General features: G+C 68.5%; 21 protein-coding genes. 15 read left to right on the plus strand and 6 right to left on the minus strand.

The window, feature by feature from the left end:
- Nucleotides 1-108: 108 nt before the first annotated feature.
- The 4 genes from OHV05_RS37955 (at nucleotide 109) to OHV05_RS37970 (ending at nucleotide 4486) form a co-directional block, all read left to right on the plus strand.
- Nucleotides 109-921: a GNAT family N-acetyltransferase gene (locus tag OHV05_RS37955; protein ID WP_405021729.1), complete on the plus strand. Its 813-nt coding sequence runs from the start codon at nucleotides 109-111 to the stop codon at nucleotides 919-921.
- 210 nt (nucleotides 922-1131) lie between these two features.
- Nucleotides 1132-1767, plus strand: a complete 636-nt coding sequence (locus OHV05_RS37960; RefSeq protein ID WP_331731012.1) for a hypothetical protein — start codon at nucleotides 1132-1134, stop codon at nucleotides 1765-1767.
- 233 nt (nucleotides 1768-2000) lie between these two features.
- Nucleotides 2001-3623, plus strand: a complete 1623-nt coding sequence (locus tag OHV05_RS37965) for a S8 family serine peptidase (RefSeq protein ID WP_405021730.1) — start codon at nucleotides 2001-2003, stop codon at nucleotides 3621-3623.
- Nucleotides 3624-4072: 449 nt separating this feature from the next.
- Nucleotides 4073-4486, plus strand: coding sequence for a hypothetical protein (locus tag OHV05_RS37970; RefSeq protein WP_331731014.1), 414 nt, complete (start codon nucleotides 4073-4075; stop codon nucleotides 4484-4486).
- Between the two features lie 127 nt (nucleotides 4487-4613).
- Here the strand turns inward: OHV05_RS37970 and OHV05_RS37975 are convergent, their stop codons facing one another.
- Both OHV05_RS37975 and OHV05_RS37980 read right to left on the minus strand, forming a co-directional pair.
- Nucleotides 4614-5516: an IS3 family transposase gene (locus OHV05_RS37975; RefSeq protein WP_331731017.1), complete on the minus strand. Its 903-nt coding sequence runs from the start codon at nucleotides 5514-5516 to the stop codon at nucleotides 4614-4616.
- Nucleotides 5517-5521: 5 nt separating this feature from the next.
- Nucleotides 5522-5812: a transposase gene (locus OHV05_RS37980; RefSeq protein ID WP_331731019.1), complete on the minus strand. Its 291-nt coding sequence runs from the start codon at nucleotides 5810-5812 to the stop codon at nucleotides 5522-5524.
- An 869-nt stretch (nucleotides 5813-6681) separates the two neighbouring features.
- Here OHV05_RS37980 and OHV05_RS37985 point away from each other — a divergent pair.
- Nucleotides 6682-7092: a hypothetical protein gene (locus OHV05_RS37985; protein ID WP_331731023.1), complete on the plus strand. Its 411-nt coding sequence runs from the start codon at nucleotides 6682-6684 to the stop codon at nucleotides 7090-7092.
- Here OHV05_RS37985 and OHV05_RS37990 read toward each other — a convergent pair.
- A protein-coding gene (locus OHV05_RS37990) for an IS5 family transposase (protein WP_331730565.1) occupies nucleotides 7062-7879 on the minus strand; the annotation gives its coding sequence in 2 pieces (ribosomal slippage) (nucleotides 7062-7531 and nucleotides 7531-7879; 819 coding nt in all). The genes OHV05_RS37985 and OHV05_RS37990 overlap by 31 nt on opposite strands.
- Before the next feature lie 10 nt (nucleotides 7880-7889).
- Here OHV05_RS37990 and OHV05_RS37995 point away from each other — a divergent pair.
- From OHV05_RS37995 to OHV05_RS38015, 5 genes are all read left to right on the plus strand, one after another.
- On the plus strand, nucleotides 7890-9710 hold the full coding sequence (locus OHV05_RS37995) for a hypothetical protein (RefSeq protein WP_331731025.1): 1821 nt from the start codon (nucleotides 7890-7892) through the stop codon (nucleotides 9708-9710).
- Between the two features lie 297 nt (nucleotides 9711-10007).
- Nucleotides 10008-10079: a hypothetical protein gene (locus OHV05_RS38000; protein ID WP_331731183.1), complete on the plus strand. Its 72-nt coding sequence runs from the start codon at nucleotides 10008-10010 to the stop codon at nucleotides 10077-10079.
- Between the two features lie 20 nt (nucleotides 10080-10099).
- Nucleotides 10100-10273, plus strand: coding sequence for a hypothetical protein (locus OHV05_RS38005; RefSeq protein WP_331731026.1), 174 nt, complete (start codon nucleotides 10100-10102; stop codon nucleotides 10271-10273).
- Between the two features lie 747 nt (nucleotides 10274-11020).
- Complete coding sequence (locus tag OHV05_RS38010) at nucleotides 11021-11779, plus strand: hypothetical protein (protein ID WP_331731028.1); 759 nt, start codon at nucleotides 11021-11023, stop codon at nucleotides 11777-11779.
- On the plus strand, nucleotides 11776-12213 hold the full coding sequence (locus OHV05_RS38015; RefSeq protein ID WP_331731030.1) for a MarR family transcriptional regulator: 438 nt from the start codon (nucleotides 11776-11778) through the stop codon (nucleotides 12211-12213). The genes OHV05_RS38010 and OHV05_RS38015 overlap by 4 nt, the downstream gene beginning before the upstream one ends.
- Here OHV05_RS38015 and OHV05_RS38020 read toward each other — a convergent pair.
- Together OHV05_RS38020 and OHV05_RS38025 are read right to left on the minus strand one after the other, a co-directional pair.
- Complete coding sequence (locus OHV05_RS38020) at nucleotides 12197-13048, minus strand: SDR family oxidoreductase (RefSeq protein WP_331731031.1); 852 nt, start codon at nucleotides 13046-13048, stop codon at nucleotides 12197-12199. The genes OHV05_RS38015 and OHV05_RS38020 overlap by 17 nt on opposite strands.
- A 297-nt stretch (nucleotides 13049-13345) precedes the next feature.
- On the minus strand, nucleotides 13346-13999 hold the full coding sequence (locus OHV05_RS38025; protein WP_331731032.1) for a DUF4360 domain-containing protein: 654 nt from the start codon (nucleotides 13997-13999) through the stop codon (nucleotides 13346-13348).
- A 1047-nt stretch (nucleotides 14000-15046) separates the two neighbouring features.
- Between OHV05_RS38025 and casA the strand changes: the two genes are divergently transcribed.
- The 5 genes from casA (at nucleotide 15047) to cas6e (ending at nucleotide 20065) form a co-directional block, all read left to right on the plus strand.
- On the plus strand, nucleotides 15047-16636 hold the full coding sequence (gene casA / locus OHV05_RS38030; protein WP_331731033.1) for a type I-E CRISPR-associated protein Cse1/CasA: 1590 nt from the start codon (nucleotides 15047-15049) through the stop codon (nucleotides 16634-16636).
- The gene (gene casB, locus OHV05_RS38035; RefSeq protein ID WP_331731034.1) at nucleotides 16633-17343 is read left to right on the plus strand and encodes a type I-E CRISPR-associated protein Cse2/CasB; all 711 of its coding nucleotides are present in this window, start codon (nucleotides 16633-16635) and stop codon (nucleotides 17341-17343) included. The genes casA and casB overlap by 4 nt, the downstream gene beginning before the upstream one ends.
- Before the next feature lie 93 nt (nucleotides 17344-17436).
- On the plus strand, nucleotides 17437-18588 hold the full coding sequence (cas7e, locus tag OHV05_RS38040; RefSeq protein WP_331731035.1) for a type I-E CRISPR-associated protein Cas7/Cse4/CasC: 1152 nt from the start codon (nucleotides 17437-17439) through the stop codon (nucleotides 18586-18588).
- Nucleotides 18585-19412, plus strand: a complete 828-nt coding sequence (gene cas5e, locus OHV05_RS38045) for a type I-E CRISPR-associated protein Cas5/CasD (protein ID WP_331731036.1) — start codon at nucleotides 18585-18587, stop codon at nucleotides 19410-19412. The genes cas7e and cas5e overlap by 4 nt, the downstream gene beginning before the upstream one ends.
- Nucleotides 19409-20065 carry a type I-E CRISPR-associated protein Cas6/Cse3/CasE gene (gene cas6e, locus OHV05_RS38050; protein WP_331731037.1) on the plus strand — a complete coding sequence of 219 codons (657 nt, stop codon included), beginning with the start codon at nucleotides 19409-19411 and terminating at the stop codon, nucleotides 20063-20065. The genes cas5e and cas6e overlap by 4 nt, the downstream gene beginning before the upstream one ends.
- A gap of 159 nt (nucleotides 20066-20224) precedes the next feature.
- Here the strand turns inward: cas6e and OHV05_RS38055 are convergent, their stop codons facing one another.
- Nucleotides 20225-21712: an MFS transporter gene (locus tag OHV05_RS38055; RefSeq protein WP_405021731.1), complete on the minus strand. Its 1488-nt coding sequence runs from the start codon at nucleotides 21710-21712 to the stop codon at nucleotides 20225-20227.
- Between the last annotated feature and the right edge of the window lie 75 nt (nucleotides 21713-21787).

The raw sequence follows: 21787 nt of genomic DNA on the forward strand, positions 1-21787 counted from the left end.
GGCCGCCGAGCCAGGAGAAAAGGGGGAGACGAGATCACAGCGATCAGCTCCGCGCGCAGCGCCATGGCGCTCACCGCCCGACCTTACCGCCAGTCCGACCGCCGAGCAGTGCGCGACCTCATCGACGCCGACCGCCTGCCCGGCCAGCCCCCAGTCACCGACCGCGCCCTCGCCGCTGCCCTCGCCGGGCGGAATCTCGACGGGCGCCGCCAGGTCGGCGGCACCGAGCCGCCGCTCGTCGACGTCTTCCTCGACGCCAGGCGCCGCCCGGTCGGCGTGATCGCCTACACCCCCAGGCCCGCCGACCGCTCGGCCGTCATCCTCTGGGCCCACGCCCGGGAGGATTTCACCACCATGGCAGTCCTCCTCGTCTGGGCCCGGGCCCGCCTGGCAGCCTGCCGCACTTGGTACGCCTTCGCCGGTGCCCCCGCGACCACACCCACGCTCGAAGGACTACCCGCCCACTACCGCTCCGCCACCCATCAGGCCCTGATCACATCGGGCTTCACCACCGTCGCCGAACGCCTCTACTGGCTGCACCACCTCACCCGGCTGCACCCACCCGGCCGCCCCGCCGACGTCACCCCGGTCGAAAATCCCACCGGCTGGACAGTACGGATCGACGGCCCGCACGGATCGTCCCTGGCCGAAGCCCGCATGGAGGCACCCGTCCACGGCACAGCCCGGCTGCGCCACCTCGCGGTCGACCCAGCCCACCGCGGCGCCGGGCTCGGTTCCGCACTGCTGGGCCGCTGCCTCCAGCACGCCGCTCTGATGGGGGCCACCCAGGTCATCGCCGTCACCGACGGCACCCGCTCCGACCGGTCTGCCCACCGTGTCCTGCGAGGCGCAGCCTTCGAGGTGATCGACACCCTCGAGGTCCACCGCCGTGACCCGGGCGTTCCGCAGGAGCTCGTCTGACGGGGTGGGGCGCGAAGCCTACTGCCACGCGTCAGCCGACGCCCGGTCCGTTGCCCCGACCGGGCCAGTCCGGGCGGTGTTATGTCGCAGTGCGACCCTTTTGGACGTGTATGGCGTGTGCTATCCCCGGAACCCGATGAAGCTGACAACGGGTGGAGCTCCGAGCCCCCGCCCACCGCACACGTTTGAAGCTCAAAGGAGAGTATTCGGATGTCGGTCCAGACCACAGCGCACCCCCAGACCGGTCAGCAGCCCTACGGCTTCGGCCAGCAGACCCCGTGGCAGCCGCAGTACGGCGGCCAGCCCACCACGCCGCCGGCCTTCGGCCAGCAGTACGGGCAGCAGCCCTACGGCTTCGGTCAGCAGACCCCGTGGCAGCCGCAGTACGGCGGCCAGCCCACCACGCCGCCGCTCTTCGGCCAGCAGTACGGGCAGCAGCCCTACGGCACCACCGCGCCGACCGGGCAGCCGACCGACCCGCAACAGCTGCCCATGATGGTCGCCGAGCTTGCCCTGCGCTGCGCGAACTCGGCCATCACCAGCCTGATCGAGCAGCTGCGGATCGACCCGCAGGCACTCATCGGAATGCAGATGCAGGGGCAGATCCCGCCGCACCTGTACTCCGGCCTGCTGGTCGAGTGCGCGCGCAGAATCGCGCCGGTGCTGCACCAGACCCTGACCCCGATGATCCAGGGCCAGACCCAGGGCTCCCTCGGCGGGCAGCCCCAGGGCATGCCCCTCGGAACGTCGATGCCGCAGCTCCCGCAGTGGGCAGGCCCTTCCGGCTTCGGCCAGGGCGCTCCCGCCCAGGGCACTCTCGCGCCGCTGACGGGCATCGGGATCTGACCCCTGGATGACATCCGGCCGGTGCCAGGGCGCGGCCCGCGGCACCGGCCGGTGACAGGCGCGACGCTCATGCGCCAACGCGCCCGTCCGCTCGTCCGAGCGCCAAGGAAGAAGGAGACGACAGCCGTCATGGGTTTGGAAGGGTGTGACCAGTTGTGGCAGCGATGAGTGAGGGCGCAGGCAGGCAGAGGCCCCGGCGTGAGGGGCCCTCCCCGGAGAACCGGCCGGCCAACGTGCCCTCGGAGCAGCCCGGCAGCGCCGGGAGCTGGCCGGCCGGGTGGGGGCGGTACCTGGTGGCGCCCCGGCCGGCCGGACTGGTGCCCGGGTCGGTCCCGCCGATCGAGGAGTCCGTGCTGCTGTCCCTCCTGGAGGAGGACGACCAGGTTCGCGTCCTCGAGCAGGTACGCCCCTCGCGCAGCCGGGGCCTTGGAGCGATCGCGGAGCCAGCGCCGGCCTGTCCACTGGTGGCCGTCGTGGTGATGGCCCCGGAGCGAGCCCGCGCGCTGGCGGGAAACCCGCAGGTCGTCGTCGAGCCCGACCTGCCGCTGCTCTACCCCGTCGCCAGCCCCCTGGCAGGAGCAGTGCCGATCGCGGACCCGGCCCTGGCCGTCCTGCTGACCGAACCCGCCACCATGACCGTCCAGGTGACCGACCGCGACCAGACCCCGGTACCCGGCGCGCACGTATGGGCCATCGGCGCGGCGGGCCCCGCCCACGCCGTCACGGACTCCGCCGGCACCGCCACCCTGGAACTGGTGGCTGACACGCCCCACACCGTCCGGACGGTGTACGTACGCCCCGCAGGCGGGTTCTGGCCCGCCAGGATCCATGGCCCTGCCCTGGACCGGGACGCACAGGACGGCGTCCACGTGACGCTGCGCGCCCTCGCCGAGGACTTCGAGGGCTTCCCACACCGACCGCTCTCCGGCTGGGGGGCACAGGCCATGCGCCTCAACCAGGTCCCGCCGACCTTCCGCGGCCACGGCACCACCATCGCGCTGCTGGACGCCGGCGTCGACGCCGCCCACCCCGACCTCAAGGACAGCGTCGTCGGCGGCCACGACTTCACCAGCGCCGACGGCCTCGGCTGGCAGGAGGACGCCACCGGCCACGGAACCCAGTGCGCGGGCGTGATCGCTGCCGCCGACAACCGCACCGGGATCACGGGCATCGCCGCCGACGCAAAGCTGCACGCCCTCAAGCTGTACCCCAACGGCCGCGTCAGCCACCTCCTCCGCGCCCTCGACTGGTGCATCACCCACGGCATCGACATCGCCCAGATCAACCTCGCCTGTCCCCAGCCCTCCCAGCTCGTCGCGTGGAAAATCCTCGACACACGCACGGCCGGCACCACCCTCATCGCGCCCGCCGGCGACACCCACACCACCGCCGCGTTCCCTGCCAGCCTGCCCACCGTCATCTCAGCCGGAGCACTCGCCCACACCGGCACACAGCCCCGTGACGGACAGGCCGGCCACCACGGCCCCTACACCCCAGCCTTCACCCCCGTCGGCGCGGACTTCGCCGCACCGGGCGTCGCGGTCGTCACCACCGGCCGCGACAGCGGCTACACCCCGGCCGACGGCACGGCCATCGCGGCCGCGCACCTCACCGGCCTCGCGGCCCTGCTGGCGGCCCACCACGGCCAGCTGCGCAGCACGGCCGGCCGCGTCGACATCCTGACCACTCTCATGGCGGCCGCTGCGCGTCCCGTCCCCGGCACCGACCCGACGCGAACGGGCCGGGGCCTGCCCGACGCGCCCACGGCCCTGGGGCAGTTCGTCCCGGAGTGGCAGACCGGGACGCTGCCGTCAGAGAGCGGTGTCGGCAGTCCCCAGTTCATGCTCCGGACCTGACCGGGCCCGGTCAGGTCCGGAGCATGAGCCCACTGTCCGATCCCACCTGATACGTACCGCCCGGACCGCATCACGGCGGAGGTGTGGTCCCGACTTCCAGGACCACACCTCCGCACTGGACCAGCCGGTGCGTCAGCAACGGGTACTGGGCAGCCCGACGCCCGCCTCCCGATTGGCCGGAGCAGGAGGCGGCAATGGTTCGGCCAGGGCTCGTGGAGACCGGCCCGACCCGCCAGACTTCCGGTCTGTCCGGAGGGCGCCGGTGGTGTGCGAGGTGAAGCGGGAGATACGGCGGCGCGGTAAAGGGAAATGCGAACAGTGGATTGCCCGATCGGTCGCCGGCCCGGATCTCCTATGAGCCGCGCGAACGGAAACAAATTTTGGTGACGGTCGGGTCACAGCTCCCGTCTCGGCTCGCGCGGCCCAGAGCGGTCACGTAGACCTGAGGGATGGACAGCTCTGCCAACGACATAGGTCGTCACTTCCGTGACCGGCCGCAGCCGACCGATCTCTGCGACCTGTGCGGCGCAGTGGTCCCCGTCCGCGAGCAGACCGTCCTGCGGGTCCAGGACTCCTCCGCGGTCACCATGGACACCCGCTTCGACGGGCACCGCCTCCTCCGAACCTGTGGCGAGGGCCACATGTCGCGACTCGCCGCCGTGTACCGGGCCCGTCCGTTCGTCCAGGAGGAGCTGTGGGCAGGCCAGATCACCAGGGCGGTGAGCGTGCTCGGCCCGCTCCCCGAGACCGAGAAGTACGACATGGTGGTCGCCCTGACCGGCCTGGACGAAGATCAGATCATGCGTGCCGTCGCCTGGCAGGACAGCCACGGTCAACCGTCCGGCGACGCCGGACACTCGTGACTGGTGCCGCCCGAGTTCTGACACTCTCGGATATGTCAATCCCTTGGTTCAGGGCTCGGTCATGGTTTTTGACCAAGTGGGGTGAGGTCGTTCGTGAAGTTCCCCCCTGATCCTGGACAGCGGTTGCTTACGCTGCGGGGGTGAAGTCGTGCTGCAGTCTGGCTCGGGTCTCGAGCGGGGTGAGGTATCCGAACTCGGGGTGCTTGCGGAGCCTGGTGCGGTTGTATTCGACTTCGATGAAGCGGAACACGTCGGCCCGGGCGGCCTCGCGGCTCTCCCAGACGGTGGTGCCGATCTCCGCTTTGAGCAGTCCGAAGAAGCTCTCGGCTGCGGCGTTATCGTAGCATATGCCGGTTCGTCCCATGCTCTGCCTCAGGTTCAACTCCCTTACCTCCGTGCGGAATTCACTACTCGTGTATTCGCTACCGCGATCGGTGTGCATGATGCAGCCGGGCTTCAGGCCGCCCCGGACGGCGGCCATCTTGAGGGCGTCGGTGACCAGCTCGGCGCGGTGGTGGTCGGCCATCGCGTAGCCGACGACCTCGCGGGTGGCCAGGTCGATGACCGTCGCCAGATACCACCAGCCCTCGATCGTCGGAAGATACGTGATGTCGCCGACGAGTTTCATGCCGGGCCGCTCGGCCGTGAAGTCGCGGCCGACCAGGTCCGGAGCTGGGGCGGCCTTGGAGTCCTGCTTCGTCAGGTACCGGCGTCTGCGACGGGTCACGCCGCGGATGTCACGCTCACGCATGATCCGCTCGACCTTCTTCCGGTTGACCGCACGGCCCTTGCGCCGCAGGGCCGCGTGCACGCGCGGGACGCCGTAGGCACCGCGCGAGCCGGCGTGGATCTCCCTTATCTCCTCGGCCAGTTCGTCCTCTGCCCGCTGCCGCTCGGCGGCGGCCGGCCGACCGGCGAGCCAGGCGTAGTAGCTGGCACGCGACAGCCTCAGAACCCGGCACAACAGCGCGACGCTGAAGCCGCCGGGTCTGTCCTCGGCAGCCCTCTCCGCGTCGATGAAACGGCACAACGTGCCTACTTCATCGTCTCCTTCGCGAAGAAGGCCGCGGCTTTTTTCAAGATCTCGATGGTCTGCTGTTGCTCCCGGTTCTCCCGGCGCAGCCGCTGGAGCTCTTCCTTCTCCGTCGTGGTCAGCGCACCGGGCGCCCCCTCGCCCCGGTCGGTGCGGTCCTGCTTGACCCAGCCCCGCAGCCCCTCGGGACTCACCCCCAGTTCCCGGGCGATCTCGGTGACGTTCCGATGCGGCGAGGACCGGACGAGCGCGATCGCGTCCCGCTTGAACTCCGCCGTGTACCGCTTACTCATGTTGCTCTTGCCACTCACTACCTGGACTGCTTCCTCCGGGACCCAACCGTCCCAGTATCAGGCTGTCCAGTTCAGAGGGGGAACTTCAGATCACCGGTCTGCCCGGCCTTGCGGGCTGGCCGCCGGGCCTGCGGACCGTCGTGCGGCGCGGGCCCGTCCACCCCCGGTACAGCAAGGACCTCGAGCCCTACGAGAGCGCGACCGGGTTGCGCTGCACGGTGACCGCCACGGACACCGCCGGCCGGCAGTTGCGGTGGCTGGACGCCCGGCACCGGGCCCACGCGCACGCCGGGTCCGGGATCCGCGCTCGAAGGCCCTCACCCTCACCCGGCTGCCCTCCTTCAAGTCCGCCCTCAACCAGGCTTGGTGCACCCTGCCCGCCACGGCCACGGCCATGGACCTGCCGGCCTGGCCGCAACCGCTCGCCCCCGACGGCTGAGGAGGCCCGCGCCGGGCCCGCCGCCGTCCGCACCGACCTCTCCGACATCCCTGCCAGACCTCACCGAGCACGCCCGCCGCCGCGAACCCAAACCCGGCCCCGCCCGGCCCGCCACCCACCATGCCGTCACCGCCTGGGACCGCAGCCAGGCCCTGCCCGGCCCCGGCTGGCCACCACACCGCCGCCCCGGCGCACCCGAAGGAGGAGACCCGCAGCGCTGCCGTGAAACAACGGGGCCAAGCCATCCACAGGTATTGACTATTGCTCCCTCTTCGACTCCCTAAAGGGCATGCGCTATGCGTATGGAAGGGCCACTGGCGGTGCTCGATCCGCCAGTTTTCCGCAGTAGGTATATCTACAGCCTTCAAAGCGACGTACCGTAAATACTGGCAGCTGAGATCATGGAGATATCTGAAAGGCGGAGTTCCACGTGCCTACCCTCGAAGAGTTTTGGAATCGGATCTCTGGGATAATCGATCTTACATCCCCCGATGGCCCATTCAGTGCGGACTCAAATGCTCTAGTCGAGAAAATTGACAGATACTGGGGAGGTCCCTCCTGGAGGGACGATGAGGGGACTCTACTTCATGCCCACCTTTCGGGCGCCTCGGTGATCCGCGAAGGGGTTCTCGATGATTTCGTGAGACTTGATAACCCTCGGGAAAGGATCGCTTTCTTTGATGAAGTGATCGAGTCCGCCATCCACCAAAAGAAAGGCATGGAAGCTTGGACAGCAGGAAGGGGAGAAGTTATTTCTGGCATGGGCTTCAATATCGATGAAGCCCTGGCTTCCTACGCTAAGACCGTGTCTCATGTGGATATCTTGGCGAGCTTCTTGTAGCAGGTCAGGGCTGCCGCGAGGCCGAGGAAGGCGGCGAAGTGGGAGCCCTCTCGCTCGTATCTGACGGTCAGTCTGCGATAGCCGAAGAGCCAGGCGATGCTGCGTTCGATCTTCCATCGGTGGCGGCCGAGCCGCTCCGAGCTGTCGACTCCCGGGCGGGCGATGCGGGGTGTGATGCCGCGCTGACGCAGCCAGGCGAGGGTGTCGGCGGAGTAGTAGGCCTTGTCGCCGCGAAGCCTGTCCGGGCGTCGCCGACGAGGTCCGCGGCGTGACCTCACCGCCGGCAGGCCACGAACCAGGGGCTTGAGTGCCTGGCTGTCATGGACGTTGGCACCGGAGACGCCGACGGCCAGCGGCAGGCCCCGGGCGTCGGTGAGGACATGGAGTTTGCTGCCCTTCTTGCCCCGATCGACCGGATTGCGCCCGGTCAGCGTGCCCCTTTTTTCGCGCGGACCGAGGCGGCATCGATGATCGTCGACGTCCAGTCCACCTCACCACGCACCCCTAGCTCGTCCAACACCGCACGGTGCAGCCGTACCCACACCCCGGCCTTCGACCATGCGGCGAACCGCCTGTGCGCGGTGGCCGGCGAAACGCCGAACGTCGGCGGCAGATGCCGCCAGGCACACCCGGACGTCAGAACGTAGACCACGGCCGTGAACACCGCCCGGTCCTCCAGCCCCGCCGTCCCACCACCTTGACGGCGGGACGCGAACGACGGGATCAACGGCGCCGCCAGCCTCCACAGGCCATCCGGCACCAGCCGATGAGACAGATCAACCACCATGAGCCCCATCATGCCGCAGATCGTCCAACCCCCACATGAGACACGCTCTAAGCACTATCTTCCGGGGAAGGCTCCGGAGAAATTCTCCGAGGAGGAGTTTGATCTCTGGATGACGATATGGAACAGCTTGGGCTCGCGTTCCGGGTCATTTCTCGCGGAGCTTAAGGAGAGGATTTCTGCAGATAAAGAATACAGCGATCAGGAACTGGTGACGGCCTACCTCGCAAGCTACGGAGGAAAGGGGGTGGGGCTTGCTTCCAAGTGGGATGACATCGTCAGCACACTGAGGTCACGCCTCGAGAATAACGACCAGAATGCCATCATTATGATCAGGTACAACCTGTATCCGGGTGGCCTCAGGAATCCTATGCGGAAACTTATAACTCGAACTGAGTTCAACGAGGAGCGGAAGAAGGCAATCGGTGACTTCACTGATGGGATGCTGGTAGCAGCCTACGAGCTGTCAAGGGGTAAGGAAGCCGCCATGGCCCTCACCTGGGAGGAAACGGTCGAAGGCGTAAAGAGCCAGCTGATCAAGGGGAACATAGTCAAGGCGGCAGTTGAAACAATTCTTGGCACAGGATACAAGGAAAAGACCTACGAAACAGCGGAAGGCCACAAGAAGCGCAGGGATGAATTCCGCCAAAAGAGTGCCTTGAAGGCTGCCGTTCCTCCAGCCGCAGAAGCCGCTGCTCAAGGGCGAACCAAGCCAGCCTCGGCAGTGGAAATATCTATCTTTTCATCGGAATTTACGAATTGGTGGCAAATGAAAAAGGGGGGTGAAGTCAAATATATTTGGAGCAAGATGAGGCCTTCTGAAGGATCGGAATGGAGCCTCAAGAAGCCCAAAGTGGAATTCTCTTGCCCGGCTATTGACGGATGCCCGTTGAGCAACCATTACATTCCCGAAGAAATGCAGTCATGCCGTGAGAGGAAGCACGACTTGCACACGGCGTGTAAAGCTTCCTCCCTCTGCCCCTGTGACGCAGGGTCCTCTACGCCAAAGGAATCCATCCTTCCTACCTCCCCCGAACGGGCGAAGGAAGCCACCCCAGCCCCAGCCCCAGAACGCACAGCTGTTGCCAAAGCGAGCGGCCAGGTTGCCGCAGCTGTTCCTCAGAAACAGCAGACGCCCCGGCCCGTCCGGCGTCCTCCGGCTACGAAACCGTCTGTTCCTGCCAAACTAGCCCGGGTGTCCGCGCCTGCCCAAAAGAGCACGAGCATGAGGGAGACGCTCGAGGAGATGCAAACGACCAAAAGCTATGAGCACATCACTGGCTGGTCCTCGGAAGGCCTGAGCGGGGAAGGCAATTGGAGAAACCTTTCCCATTGGTGCGGGTGGGCAGCGATGGCAAATATGGACGGAAACAACCTGGCCGTTGTCACGGGTGTTGCTGACCTGATGGACGGGCTCACGGACCATGGGAAGGGACTAGTGATGGCCGATAAATGGCGGGGTGAGGCGTACGGGCTGCTTCGGAAGTCCCTGGGATCCGCACAGTCCTCTTTCAGCGGCGAGGAAGCACGCCGCCTTGGCGTTGGCAGCTACCGCTATGTCTGCCTCCCGCCCGGCCCGTCGGAGCCAAACGGCCCTACTAAAAACGTTCTCTACCTCTTGCGGGACCAAACTGGCGACGTCGGGCGGCAGCTGGGAAGACTAGCCTCGACTAATCTTGCCCAGGGACTGCTCACGGTCTCCCGCGGCCGATACTTCGGAAACGCTTGGAAGACCCACACCTTCATGGTTGAGCAACCCGGAGAGGCCAAGGAAGCCGAAATCAGCCGACTCCTTGCCGCCTTGACCGGCTCCACACCGAAAACTCCACGATAGCGCGATGAGGTAGCTCCACAAGCCATCCGGACAAGGTACCCGAGCGACACGCCTCGCCCAGTTTTCCTGGCTCCCGGCTGGACCAGTACACAGTCTCGGCACTGATACAGCATCGGAGAGCAAAATCCGTCGTTTCCGGTTGCTTCGCTTAGGTTTTCTCGACGAATTTCACTTCCAGATTCTGTTGAGGACGAGGGCGGCTCGGGCTATGTCACCGATCCGGGAGGGGCTCAGGGTGATCGGCTTCAGAAGGTCTGCCTGATCGTCGACCGGCGCTCGGTCCACCGCTCGAAGGCTATCTGGGTCTGGCTCCCCACCCGCCAAGACCAGATTGAGCTGCACTTCCTGCCTCGTACCCACCCGAGCTGAACCCCGACGAGCTGGTAAGCGTGGACCTCAAACGCAGCCTGCCCCTCCCCCAGCCGGCCAAGAGCCAGGGCGAACTCGCCGCCGAAACCCGCGGATTTTTCCACAGAGGCCAGGGTCAACCACACATCGTGCGCGGCTACTTCGGCGGCCCGCGCGTCCGCTACGCCCTGGACGAGAACCCTTTGGATTTCTGATCAATAGGGCACGGGCCGGCTGAGGGCGGGCATTCCGTCGGCGACGGCTTGTGCTTCGGATGGTGAACCCGTTGCCGCTGCCGCCGCCCGGGCCCGGGCCGGAGGACAGAAAGCAGCTGGAGTGGCAGAACGGTCACCTCGCCAGTCATGAAAGTCCGGCTGCCGCCGGACCCGGGCCTTGGCGGCCCTTTTCATGCCTATGAGCCGGTCCGGTCGCTCGCGCTGGGCTTGCCGCCCGCAGCACCGACCTAGGAGTGCCTGCCCTGGCGGCTTGTGGGCGCGACGGCGACAGTGCTGCCCCGGCGCGCGCGAGAGAGGAGGAGGCGGCCAGGGCGAGGGGACGGCAGGGCCCGTTCTTATATGGGCGAATGAATACATAATCCCAGGTCAGAGCCCTGTCGGGCGTGCTGTTGTGTCTACTGAGAGTGGACACAACAGCACGGCTACGTAGATTCTCAGCTGACACAACAGCACTGTTTGGTCGTCCCAGCCCACCCTTTTTTCGCCGGGGGCAGCACTTTTGGTCGTGAAACCTAACACTTTGGTCGTGAGAGCCAACCAGGGGGCGCGGTTCGATGGCGAGGCTCTGCGATCGGAGGGCTCTGCGGGGCACGCGCCGTGATGTGTCCCTGCAAAGGCGACATACGACACGCCAGCGGTCAGTTCTCACGACCAAAGAGTTAGGTTCCACAACCAATCCGGTAGGTTCTCCCGTGTCGAGATCCTCAAGCGGAGGTCCAGCCCGCGATGACCCAGGAAGCGGTGGCACCGAGGCCACGCCCCAAGCCGGCGCGGCCCAAGGTCGAGGAACCCAATCCCCGTGCTGCGTTCAGCAGGCGGCGTGCGACGGTCACCAGCCTTGACGAGGTGGCGCGCGCCCACCCGGCGCGACGGATCACCGTCGACGCGGAGCGCGCGAACCTGACCTTCTACAGCAGCGCCGAGCAGCCCAATGCTTTCTCGATGGACAGTCTCGAGTTCCTGTTCATCGTTGCCCAGTACTATCGCGGCAACCTTCCCTTGCGGCTGATCCTGGTCCTGATCGCCAACCAGCAGGCCGGCGGCGAGGTCGAGCTGACGCAGGAACAGATGGGTGACATCCTCGACGTCCACCGCTCCCGGATCAGCGAGACTCTGCTCGAGCTCGCGGGCCACGGCATCGCCGTCAAGATCGCCCGTGGCCGTTACCGCCTCAACCCCGTGTACAGCTACCGCGCGGCGGCGCTGCGCAAGAACGCGGACGGCAAGTCGGAGTACGTCCAGGTCGACCAGTCCGAGGTGCTGCGGCAGTTGATGGGGTCCGACCTGCCGGAGAAGGTGCGTTACCCGACTCTGCAGGCGCTGGTCGACGCGATCACCGAGGACCGTTCGGAGAGGGCCGAGCGGCGGAAATCCCGGGCCGGGCGACGGAATCGGCCCGCGGTCGGGCAGACTGAGCTCATGCTCGATGTCGCGGGCCCCGCGGAGACTGCGGACACCGCCAAGGCGAAGAGGAGTCGACCATGAGCAGCACCCCTGCGGTGCTCTACACCCCGACCAACTGCATGGGTGTCGTCGCTGAGCTGAACCTCCCCGTCACGGCCTACCGAGTCCTGCTGATGCTGATGGAACGTCAACAACCCGGTGGGCGCATCGTCATGCCGCAGCGCCGCATCGGCGAGCTCCTCGGTATCGGTCGTTCCAGCGTCACCGTCGCACTCGGCGCACTGGTGACGGCCCGACTGGTCCTGCGTCCCGAGGGGTACAAGGAGTACCAGCTCAACGCGATGCTCGCGGGCTACGCTTCGCCCGGTGACGCCTGGGACGCCATCGAGACCATGGACGAGGAAGACCGGCTGGACGACACCGCCTTCGTCCAGCGGTACAAGGAGAACCAGGCCCTCCAGGAGCACGCCCGCGCTGACAAGCGCCGCCGTTCCATCCTCAAGGTCGCGGGCTGACTCCAGGCCGGTGTCGTAGGGCCGCGGCCACGATGCGGTCGGCGTAGGCGTTGGCGAGGCGTGGGGCGAGCCTGGCCAGTATCGCGACCGTGCGGTTGGCGGTGCCGGGGACGATCACCGGGCGCCGGGCCTCGATGCCCCGGATCACCGCGTCGGCCACCGTGGCCGCGCGGGCTGGGCGCAGGGTGCCGGCGAGTGCGGCCAGCTCCGGTGGCTTGAACGGTTGTTCCATGGCGAGTTGAGGGGTGTCGACGTCCCCTGGGTAGACGGCGGCGACGTGGATGCCGTGCGGCCGCAGTTCCATGCGCAGTGATTCGCACAGGCCCCGGACGGCGAATTTGCTGGGGGCGTAGGAGGCGTAGCCGGCCAGGCCGTAGAGGCCGGCGGCGGAGCTGATGCAGGTGATGGTGCCGTCGCGGCGTTCCAGCATCGCGGGCAGCACGGCACGGGCGGCGTAGAGCGTGCCGAAGTAGTTGACCTCGATGGCTTCGCGGAAGTGGAGGTCGTCCAGTTCGTGGAAGCGGCCGGGGCGGACGGTGCCGGCTGAGGTGATGAGGTCGCTGACCGGGCCGACGGTGCTGGTGAGTTCGGTGATTGCGTGCTGGAGACCGTCCTGGTCGGCGACGTCGGCGGACCGGGCCGTGAACGGTGCCAGGCCGGGTGGGGCGGGGCGGTCGGTGAGGGCGTTCAGCCTGTCCGCGTCACGCGCCACGACCGAGACGCGGGCGCCGCGTTCCTGCAGGCCCGTTGCCAGGGCCAGGCCGATGCCGCTTGATCCGCCCGTGATCAGGACGTGCCGGGCGGTCCAGCGTGCGCTGGTAAGCGTTGGGGCCATGGCTCGCCCTTCGGGAACGGCGTGTGTGGTGGGCCGGGATGGCCGACGGGCTTCGCACCCTGGTCCGGTTCGGTCCGCCAGGGGGGTGAACGGACCGAACCGGGCCAGGGTGCGAAGCAAGGGGCTACCCGCGTGGTGGGTGGTCCGTCGTGCGGGCTGCGCGACGGACCACCCGTCCATCCGCCCGGGCCACCCACCCGGTCGGTGGCTTGTGGGCGCCCTTCGAATGGGAGGGTGCCCGGGCGGGGGCGGGCCGGTTCTGGCAGGCCCGCACCGTGTGGCTTTCGCCGGGGCTGGTTAGGGGCAGGTCTTCCAGGCGAGCTGGTAGATGGTGTTGATGCCGCCGTCGGTGGAGTCCATGGTCATGAAGCTGGTGGCGTTGCGGTTGGAGGTTCCGGCGGCGACGCGCAGTTCGGTGTTGATGTTGAAGTTGCGCTTCTCGCCGCAGGGGGCCCAGACCAGGGCCGCGATCTCGACGCTGTCGGTGGCCTGCCAGTTGTCGTCCAGCGGACCCTGGAAGGCGTGCGTGGAGGTGACGGTCTGGGGGGAGCCTTGGAAGTAGTAGTTGGCGCGCTGCAGGGCGTTGGCTCCGGGTTCGAGGTGGGCGAAGCCGCGGTAGTCGGCGGAGGCGATGGCGTAGGTGAAGCCTTGGGGGACGTGGACGTCGAGGTTGACCTGGCAGTTCTTGCGCAGGTCGGTGGGCAGGGAGTTGGGGCCGACCTGGGCGAGGTAGCTGCTGTAGGTCACGGTGAAGGCCGTGTTGTCGGGAGAGACCGCTACTGCGGCGGTGCCGGTGGGGCAGCCGGAGCCGTTGACGCTCGCGACGTCGATGACGATGTGGTCCGCGGGCGGATTGGTCGATAGGACCGTGGTGGCCTGGGCCGGCAGGGCCGTGCCGGCGAGCGTGGCGAGGAGTACGCCGGCGGTCAGGATCGATGCGCGCAGAGCCATGGGGCATCTCCTTATGGGTCCCGGCGATCCGGGCATGGTGGAGCCCGGAGCGATCCGCCGGGCTTGTTAGGAACATGACACCACCTGCATTGACGTACGTACAGCGTGCGCGGACGCACGCGCGGCGGTGCCCCGCTCAGTTGCCAGGCGCCCCTCGAGGCCCAGGAGTTACCTTCCAGTAGCGAGAGATGGCAGGTCAGCCCCGGCCGCGCTGCACCCGCCACCTCCAGGCCCGGAGATGGATGGCGGATCCGGCCGGGCGGACAGGGTCCAGGGAAAGGCCGACATTGGCACAAGTGGCTATTCCGGCAACTTTTCCCCCAGGCATCACTGGCCCAACAGTCGTCCGGGGAGCCGTAGACGGTCTCCCGGTGACCCGGGCCGCCCGGCCGGACGAGCGGTGACCCCCGCTTGCGCAGGGAGGAGGAGCTGCCAGGCGATGACCGGATCAGATACTCGGCTGACCCCCGCTCGCGCAGGGAGGAGTCCGCTCGTCCGGGGCTCTCGCCAGCCCACTTGGGCTGACCCCGGCTCGCATGGAGAGGACGGCCGTCCGGGCCGGTGCAATCGGCAGATCGGGCCGGGCCCCGCTCCGGGAAGGGCGCCCGCCCCGCAGCGGACATCGTGTCATGACCGGGGCGCCGCACGGGAGATCCCGCGAGGCAGTGGCTGCAATGCTTCGGAAGGCGGTTGACCTGTCCGCCGCAGGTGTGTGACGGTCGGGAGTCTGTTGGTGACTTTCGGTCTCACTGTGGGGGGCGTCGGATGGGGGCAGTAGCCGCACTGTGCATGTGCCTGGCGCATAATTCCCCGGCACGGGACTTTCCGCGAACCAGGATCTCGAACGCGCGGTTCGACGTACCGTGTGCGGAGCCGGCCCGGGGGCCGGCGGCCCTCACCCCGGCAGCACCGCCCGCGCCCCGCGCACGGCAAGGAAACCGCCAGGCCAGCGGCACCCCCGCCCACCGCCGGGCCCGCCCCAACCCGGCGGCAGGCCCGGCAGGTACCCGACCGCACCCTTCAACCACTCGCCTCGCAGGAAGCCGCATGCCGATCACGCCGCCCCCGACGTACGACCTGTTCGACGAACCGTGGATTCCGGTCCGCTGGCGGACCCCGGCGGCCCCAGGCGAGGAAGGCCGCGACCAGCACCCCCACGAGGTGGGACTGCACGAGCTCCTGACCCGGGCGCACGACATCGCCCGGATCACCGCTGCCCTGCCACCAGCCGTATCCGCGCTACACCGCGTCCTCTACGCGATCACGGCCCGGGTCACCGGGCTCGACGAAGCCGGCCCGAGCGACAACTGGGCTGAACGCCGGGCCGCACTGGCCCGTACCGGACGCTTCGACAGCGCAGCGATCCACGCGTACATCCGGGAACACCGCGGCCGCTTCAACTTGTTCGACCCCCAGCGCCCGTTCCTGCAGGACCCGCGACTCGCACGTGAGTGCGACACGCGGAACACCGCAGGCGTAGACAGACTGGTCACCACCCGGCCCTCCGGAAACAACCACGCCTGGTTCCAGCACGTCGACAGCACCAGCCCCGAGCCCCCCACCCCCGGCCAGGCCACCCTCCACCTGCTCGTATGGCACTACTACGGCCCGTCTGGCCGCTGCTCCAGCCGCACCGCCGGCGACACCACCGCCGCCAACACCACTGCCGGCCCCCTGCGAGGCAGCCTCTCCTACCACCCCGAAGGCATATCCCTGTTCGAGACACTGCTGGCCGGACTGCCGGAACCAGACCGCACAGTCAGCCGCTCGACCGACCGATGCCCATGGGAATGGACCGCACTGCCAGACCCCGTCAGCACACCGCCCAAGCCCACGGGACCATGCTCGCGCCTCACCGCCCGCTCCCAGCACGCCCTGCTGCTGATCCCCGACAGCGACGGCAACCAGGTGACCGACGCCTTCATCACCTGGGCATGGCGCGACAAGATTCCGGGGCCGGACGACCCCTACCTCATCTGGCAGACCAGCAAAGAAGGCAGACCGTACCCGCGGCCAGCCGACACACACCGGGGACTGTGGCGAGACCTCGACGCCCTCCTGCTCAAAACCCCAGGAGGAACAGCCCAGCCCCGCCGCCCGGAGGTCTTCGAAACAGCCCCCGAAATATCAGCCCAACTGCGCATCCGGGCCCTCGGATTCGAGCAGGACGGGCAGGCCAGGGACACCCAGTTCATCGACACGACGACCCCGCCGGTCCTCGCACTGGCCGAAGAGACCGACCAGGAAGCGGCCCTGGCCGTCCAACGCCTGCGCGAGCTGGGAGAACGGTACGGACAGCGCCTTGACCGGGCAGTGAAGAAAGCCTGGGCCCAGTTCACCGACGCCCCGAAGATCAGCGACTGCACCTGGGCAGAGGAAGCCGCCGCCCGGTACTGGCCCGCCGCCGAGACCGAATTCTGGGAACACCTGAGGGACCGTGACTTCACCGGCGCCACAGGCCTGTTCCGCGCCCACGCCGAACAGGCCTACGACACCGTCACCCACCGCGCCATGGGCACCCAGCGCGGTGCCAGGGCCTGCACAGCAGCCCGCATCGAGCTGTACGGCGGGCCGGTGAGGCCCACCACAGAAAGCACCGGCACCACCCGCCGCGCCACCAGCACGGACCAGACATGACAGAGACCACCACCGGAACCCCCGCCCCCGGAGCCAACCCCCACACCAACCCACCACCCCACCCGGACCGCCCACCCAGCACCACCCCGGCACTCAGCCACGCCCGGGCCTTCACCACCTGGATCGAACGCCGCAGCGCCGAACACCCAGAAGCACGCGCCGCCCTGCGCCGCGGAGCAGGCAAGGACCTGGACGCGGTGCCCTCCATGCACCAATACGTCGCCCCATGGCTCACCGAGGACCACCTGCAGGACCGAGGCATCCAGCGCGCCCACTACACAGTCGCGGCGTTGATCGCCGCCCAGCACAGCGGGCAGTACCCAGCCACCGCCCAGCACACCAGCGAGCAACCAGAGCGAGAGGAAGGGCGCAGCCTCGGCCGTTCCTTCGCGGACTGGGTCGCCAGAGGAAGCACCGGCGGCGGCGGACCACACGAGGCAGGCACCGAGCGCCGGCTCAGCATGCTGACCAGACAGAGCGCCGAAGGCCTGCACCGGCACCTGCCCGCAGCAGTGCGACAGCTGCGCCACAGCGGAATCACCGTCGACTGGGCACAACTGCTCGTCGACCTGAGCCTGTGGCGGCGGCACTCGGGAGAGGTGGGACGCCACTGGCTCCAGGACTACTACCAAGCCCGGCAGGCCAGCGCCGTGCACCGGGCCCGTGAAGCGGACCGGCACTTCGACGACACAGCGAAGACGACCTGACGGTCAGGCCACTGAGCCCCCACCCCGCCGCCGAACAGAAACCGCCCGCAGAGACCCGCGTTCCGCCCTTCCCATTCCTCCAGGAGAAGCGCAGTGCCCTCGCCAACAGCCCGCCCCGCACGCTTCCTCGACCTGCACGCGATCCAGAGCATCCCCTTCGCCAACCTCAACCGTGACGACAACGGCTCGGTGAAGACCGTGCGTTACGGCGACACGGAACGCACCCGAGTCAGCAGCCAATCCTGGAAACGCGCCATCCGCGAGTACTTCCAGGACGGGTTCGGCGAACGCGCCCTGCGCACCCGTCGCATCGGAGCCAAGGTCACCGGGCTGCTGGAGGAGCGCGGCTGGCCCACCGGCCTGGCCGCCAGGGCAGGTCAGCACATCGTGGCCGGTAGCAGCGTCAGGTTCGAAACCACCAGAAATTCCACGGCCGTGACCACCAACGCCCTGGTCTACGTGCCCGAAAGCGCCGTCGGCGAGCTCGCCGACCTTGCCGAGGAGCACCGCGCCGATCTCGTAACCGCCGACGACATCAAGCGAAGCAGCGACCGGGGCGTACTGCCCAAGGGCGCGGTCGACGTGGTCCTGCGCCGCCGCAACGGGGTCATCAACCTGTTCGGCCGCATGCTGGCCGAAGTCGACAACGCCGGCGTGGACGGGGCTGTCCAGGTCGCCCACGCCCTGACCACCCACGGCACCGACGTCGAACTGGACTACTTCGCCGCTGTTGACGACGTCGCCGCTGCCTGGGGCGACACCGCCGCCGCCCATGTCGGCCACGCGGAGTTCAGCACAGGCGTGTTCTACCGCTACGCCACCATCGACCTCGCCGACCTCGCCACCAACCTCGGCGGTGACCACACGACCGCCCGTGAACTCGCCGAAGGCTTCGCCGAAGCCTTCATCCTCTCCCTGCCCCGCGCCAAGAGGACCGCTACCGCCCCTCACACCATCCCGGACCTCGTCCACCTGGCCGTCCGTAACGACCGCCCGCTCTCCTATGCCGCGGCGTTCGAACAGCCGGTGCGGTCCCACGAGTACGGGGGCTACGCCGCCCCCTCCCGCACGGCACTGGCCCACTACGCCCACACGGCGGACCGACTTCTCGGCAGGCGCGGCATCCTGGTGTCCGGGTGGGCGGGAGTGGAGGAGGACCTGCCCGGCCTCGGCACCCGTGCCGACTCCTTCCCGGAACTGATCGGCCTGGCCCTGGAGGCGGCGTTCCCGGGGGCAGACGCGTGAACCCGGCGGGGGACGGCGGGGGAGGTACGGGGCTGCTCCTGCATCTGGCCGGGCCGTTGCAGTCCTGGGGCGAGAACAGTCCGTTCAGCCAGCGCGGCACGGCACGCTTTCCCACCCGGTCCGGTGTGATCGGCCTGCTTGCCTGCGCGCTCGGCCGTACTCGGGGAGCGGACATCGGTGATCTGACAGCCCTGTCGCTGACCGTCCGCACGGACCGGCCGGGCGTACCCCTGCGTGACCTGCACACCGTCGGGGGCGGTCTGCCGGCCGCCCGCACCGTCACCACCGCCGACGGCAGGAAACGCTCCGGAGCAACGGCCACTTTGCTGTCGCACCGCTACTACCTCGCCGACGCGGTCTTCACCGCAGTGCTCACCGGTGAGTCGGACACCCTCCGGGAATGTGCTCGGGCTCTGGAGGACCCCGTCTGGCCCCCTTACCTTGGCCGTCGTTCCTGCCCGCCCGAAGGCCCCCTGCTTCTCGGGCTGTCCGAGGCCCCGCTGCATCACCTCGTCCACCTGCCCCTCGCGCGGTGCCGGACGCCCGACGACGCGGGTGTGCGCGTCGACTTCCACAGTGACGGGCCCCTGGGCCGTCTCACCCCATCCGGTGACAGCCAGGACGGTGACGAACCGGTGGGCCATGTCACGGACGAGCCCGACACGTTCCACCCCCGGCGCCGCTCCTACCGGCCCCGCACGCGCTACCAGCGCACCCTCACCCTGCCTGCTGAACGCTGTGCTGGTCTTGGTGCCGATTACCTCACTGTCCTCGGCGCCTACCTGCGCCGGCACATCACCCGTCCCGGGAGCGCCTGCGTATGAACCTGTGGCTGACCCGTATCCTCCCTGACCCGCGCAGCCGCGACGCCCGCCGGGAGCATGCCAGCGCCGTCGACCTGCACCACCGTCTCATGTCTCTTTTCGAGGATGACGTTCCCGGCACCGAACCCCGTCGCCATCTCGGCGTTCTTTTCCGAGCCGAGACCGGCGGGACCGGATCGCAGATCCTTCTGCAGAGCGCCCGGCCACCCGATCTGCGCCGTCTCCCGGCCGGTTACGGGCAAGCCGTCACCAGGCCGCTCACACCTCTCCTGGATGCGTTACGCCCGGGCCTGTCCGTGCAGTACCGGATCGCCGCCAATCCCATCCGCAAACCCGGACGTACCACCCGCGAGCTCCACGGCCTCAGCGCCGTCGTCCCCCTTCACGGCGCGGCCGCCGATGACTGGTGGACCCGGCAGGCGGAGGCTTCCGGCCTGCGCCTGCACGGTCTGCGTTCCACACCCCTTGACCCCGCCCGGGGCATCCGGCGCGGTGACCTGCGCCGGATCAACCACAGCCGGATCCTGTTCGAGGGCACTGCGGCCGTCACCGATGCCGGCGCGCTGCGGGTGCGGCTCGCCGAGGGCATCGGCAAGGGAAAGGCATACGGCTGTGGCCTGCTCAGCGTCGCGCCCCACCGTCAGGGTGGGTGACGCCCGGGCGCGGCCGGGGTGGCGGAGATGGTGAAGCGGCCTCACCCGACGGGACTCGGGTGAGGCCGCTCCGCTGGTCCCTCGGTGGTCGCCTGCCTTGACCGGGCCCGGGGGACCGGACCCTGCGCCGGAGACGTGGCGCGGGGTCCGGCGCCTTGTTCAGGCGCCGGTCTTGGCCAGCTCGCGGCTGGAGGACAGGACGGTCGCCGGAGGGGTGGCGGCGACGGTGGTGGGCTTGGCGGTGCGGATGAGGAAGGGGACCGCGGCGGCCGCCAGGCAGATCACGGCGGTGACCCAGAAGGCGTGCTGGTACGCGTCCAGAGTGGGCAGCTGGACGGGGACCGGGAGCTTCATGGTGTCGCCGGTGAGGATGGCGGCCATGGCGGCGGTGCCGATGGCGCCGCCGACGGTGCGCAGCACGGCGTTCATGCCGTTGGCGATGCCGGACTGCTCGGCCGGGACGGCGCCGTTGATGTAGGCGGGCATCGCGGAGAAGGCGAGGCCGATGCCCAGGCCGAAGACGGCGGAGGCGGTGTAGATGTCGGCCTCGTGGCTGTGGCGCAGGGCGAGGTAGACCATGGCGGCGCCGCCCAGCAGACCGCCCAGCGCCAGGGGGGTGCGGGGGCCGCGGCGGGCGATGAGCAGGGCGCCGACGGGGGCGGCGACCATGGAGCCGATGGCGGAGGGCAGGAGCATGACGCCGGCGTGCAGGACGGTGGCGGTGAAGCCGTAGTGGGTGAGCTTCTCCGGGGTCTGGGCGAAGTTGCTGATGACCATGAAGGAGCCGTACATGCCGAAGCCGATCAGCAGGCCGGCCAGGTTGGTGAAGGCGACTGCGGGGCGGGCCATCATCGTCAGGTCGACCAGGGGGTGCGACACCTTGGACTCGATGATCACCCAGACGAGGGCAAGGAGGGCGGCGGTGGTGAACAGCCCGATCGTCCGGCCGGAGCCCCAGCCCCAGCTGTTGCCCTGGGAGACGGCGACGAGCAGTGCGGAGAGCCAGCCGGCCAGGGTGAGTGCGCCGAGCGGGTCGGCGCCGCCGTTCTTGTCGGTCACCGGGTCGGCCGGGACCCGGAGGGCGACCAGGGTGAGGGCGAGCAGGCCGAAGGCCAGGCCCATCCAGAAGATGGACTTGTAGCTCCAGTGCTCAAGCAGCAGGCCGGTGGCGACCAGGCCGAGGCCGGAGCCGACGCCCATCGAGGCGCTGATGGCCGCAACGGCTCCGGTGACCTTCTTCTTGGGGAGTTCGTCGCGGACGATGCTGATCGCGAGTGGCAGCACGCCGCCGCCGGCGCCCTGGAGGACACGGGCGACGAGGAGCAGTGCGAACGAGTCGGTGGCGACCGCGAGTGCGGAGCCGGCGGTGAGGCCGGCCAGGGAGATCAGCAGCATCGGCTTGCGGCCGCGGAGGTCGCCGAAGCGGCCGAGCAGGGGGGTGAGGACGGCTGCGGCCAGCAGGTTGGCCGTCATGAGCCAGGTGATGTTCGAGCCGGAGACGTGCAGTTCGCGGGCCAGCGAGGGGAGGATCGGGACGATGGCGGTCTGCACCACGCTGAAGGACAGCATCGCGAGGATCAGGGCCGGCAGGACCCGGTTGCTGCTGGGCGTCCCGGCCTTGGCAGCGCTTCTTGGGGTGTGACTCACGATTACTTCTCCATGTCGATGGTTCAGCAGGTGAAGTAATAATTCACCTGAATAGTTGCCCCTGTCAAGCATCTG

The organism is Kitasatospora sp. NBC_00070, assembly GCF_045041205.1.
In the GTDB taxonomy this organism is placed as follows: domain Bacteria; phylum Actinomycetota; class Actinomycetes; order Streptomycetales; family Streptomycetaceae; genus Kitasatospora.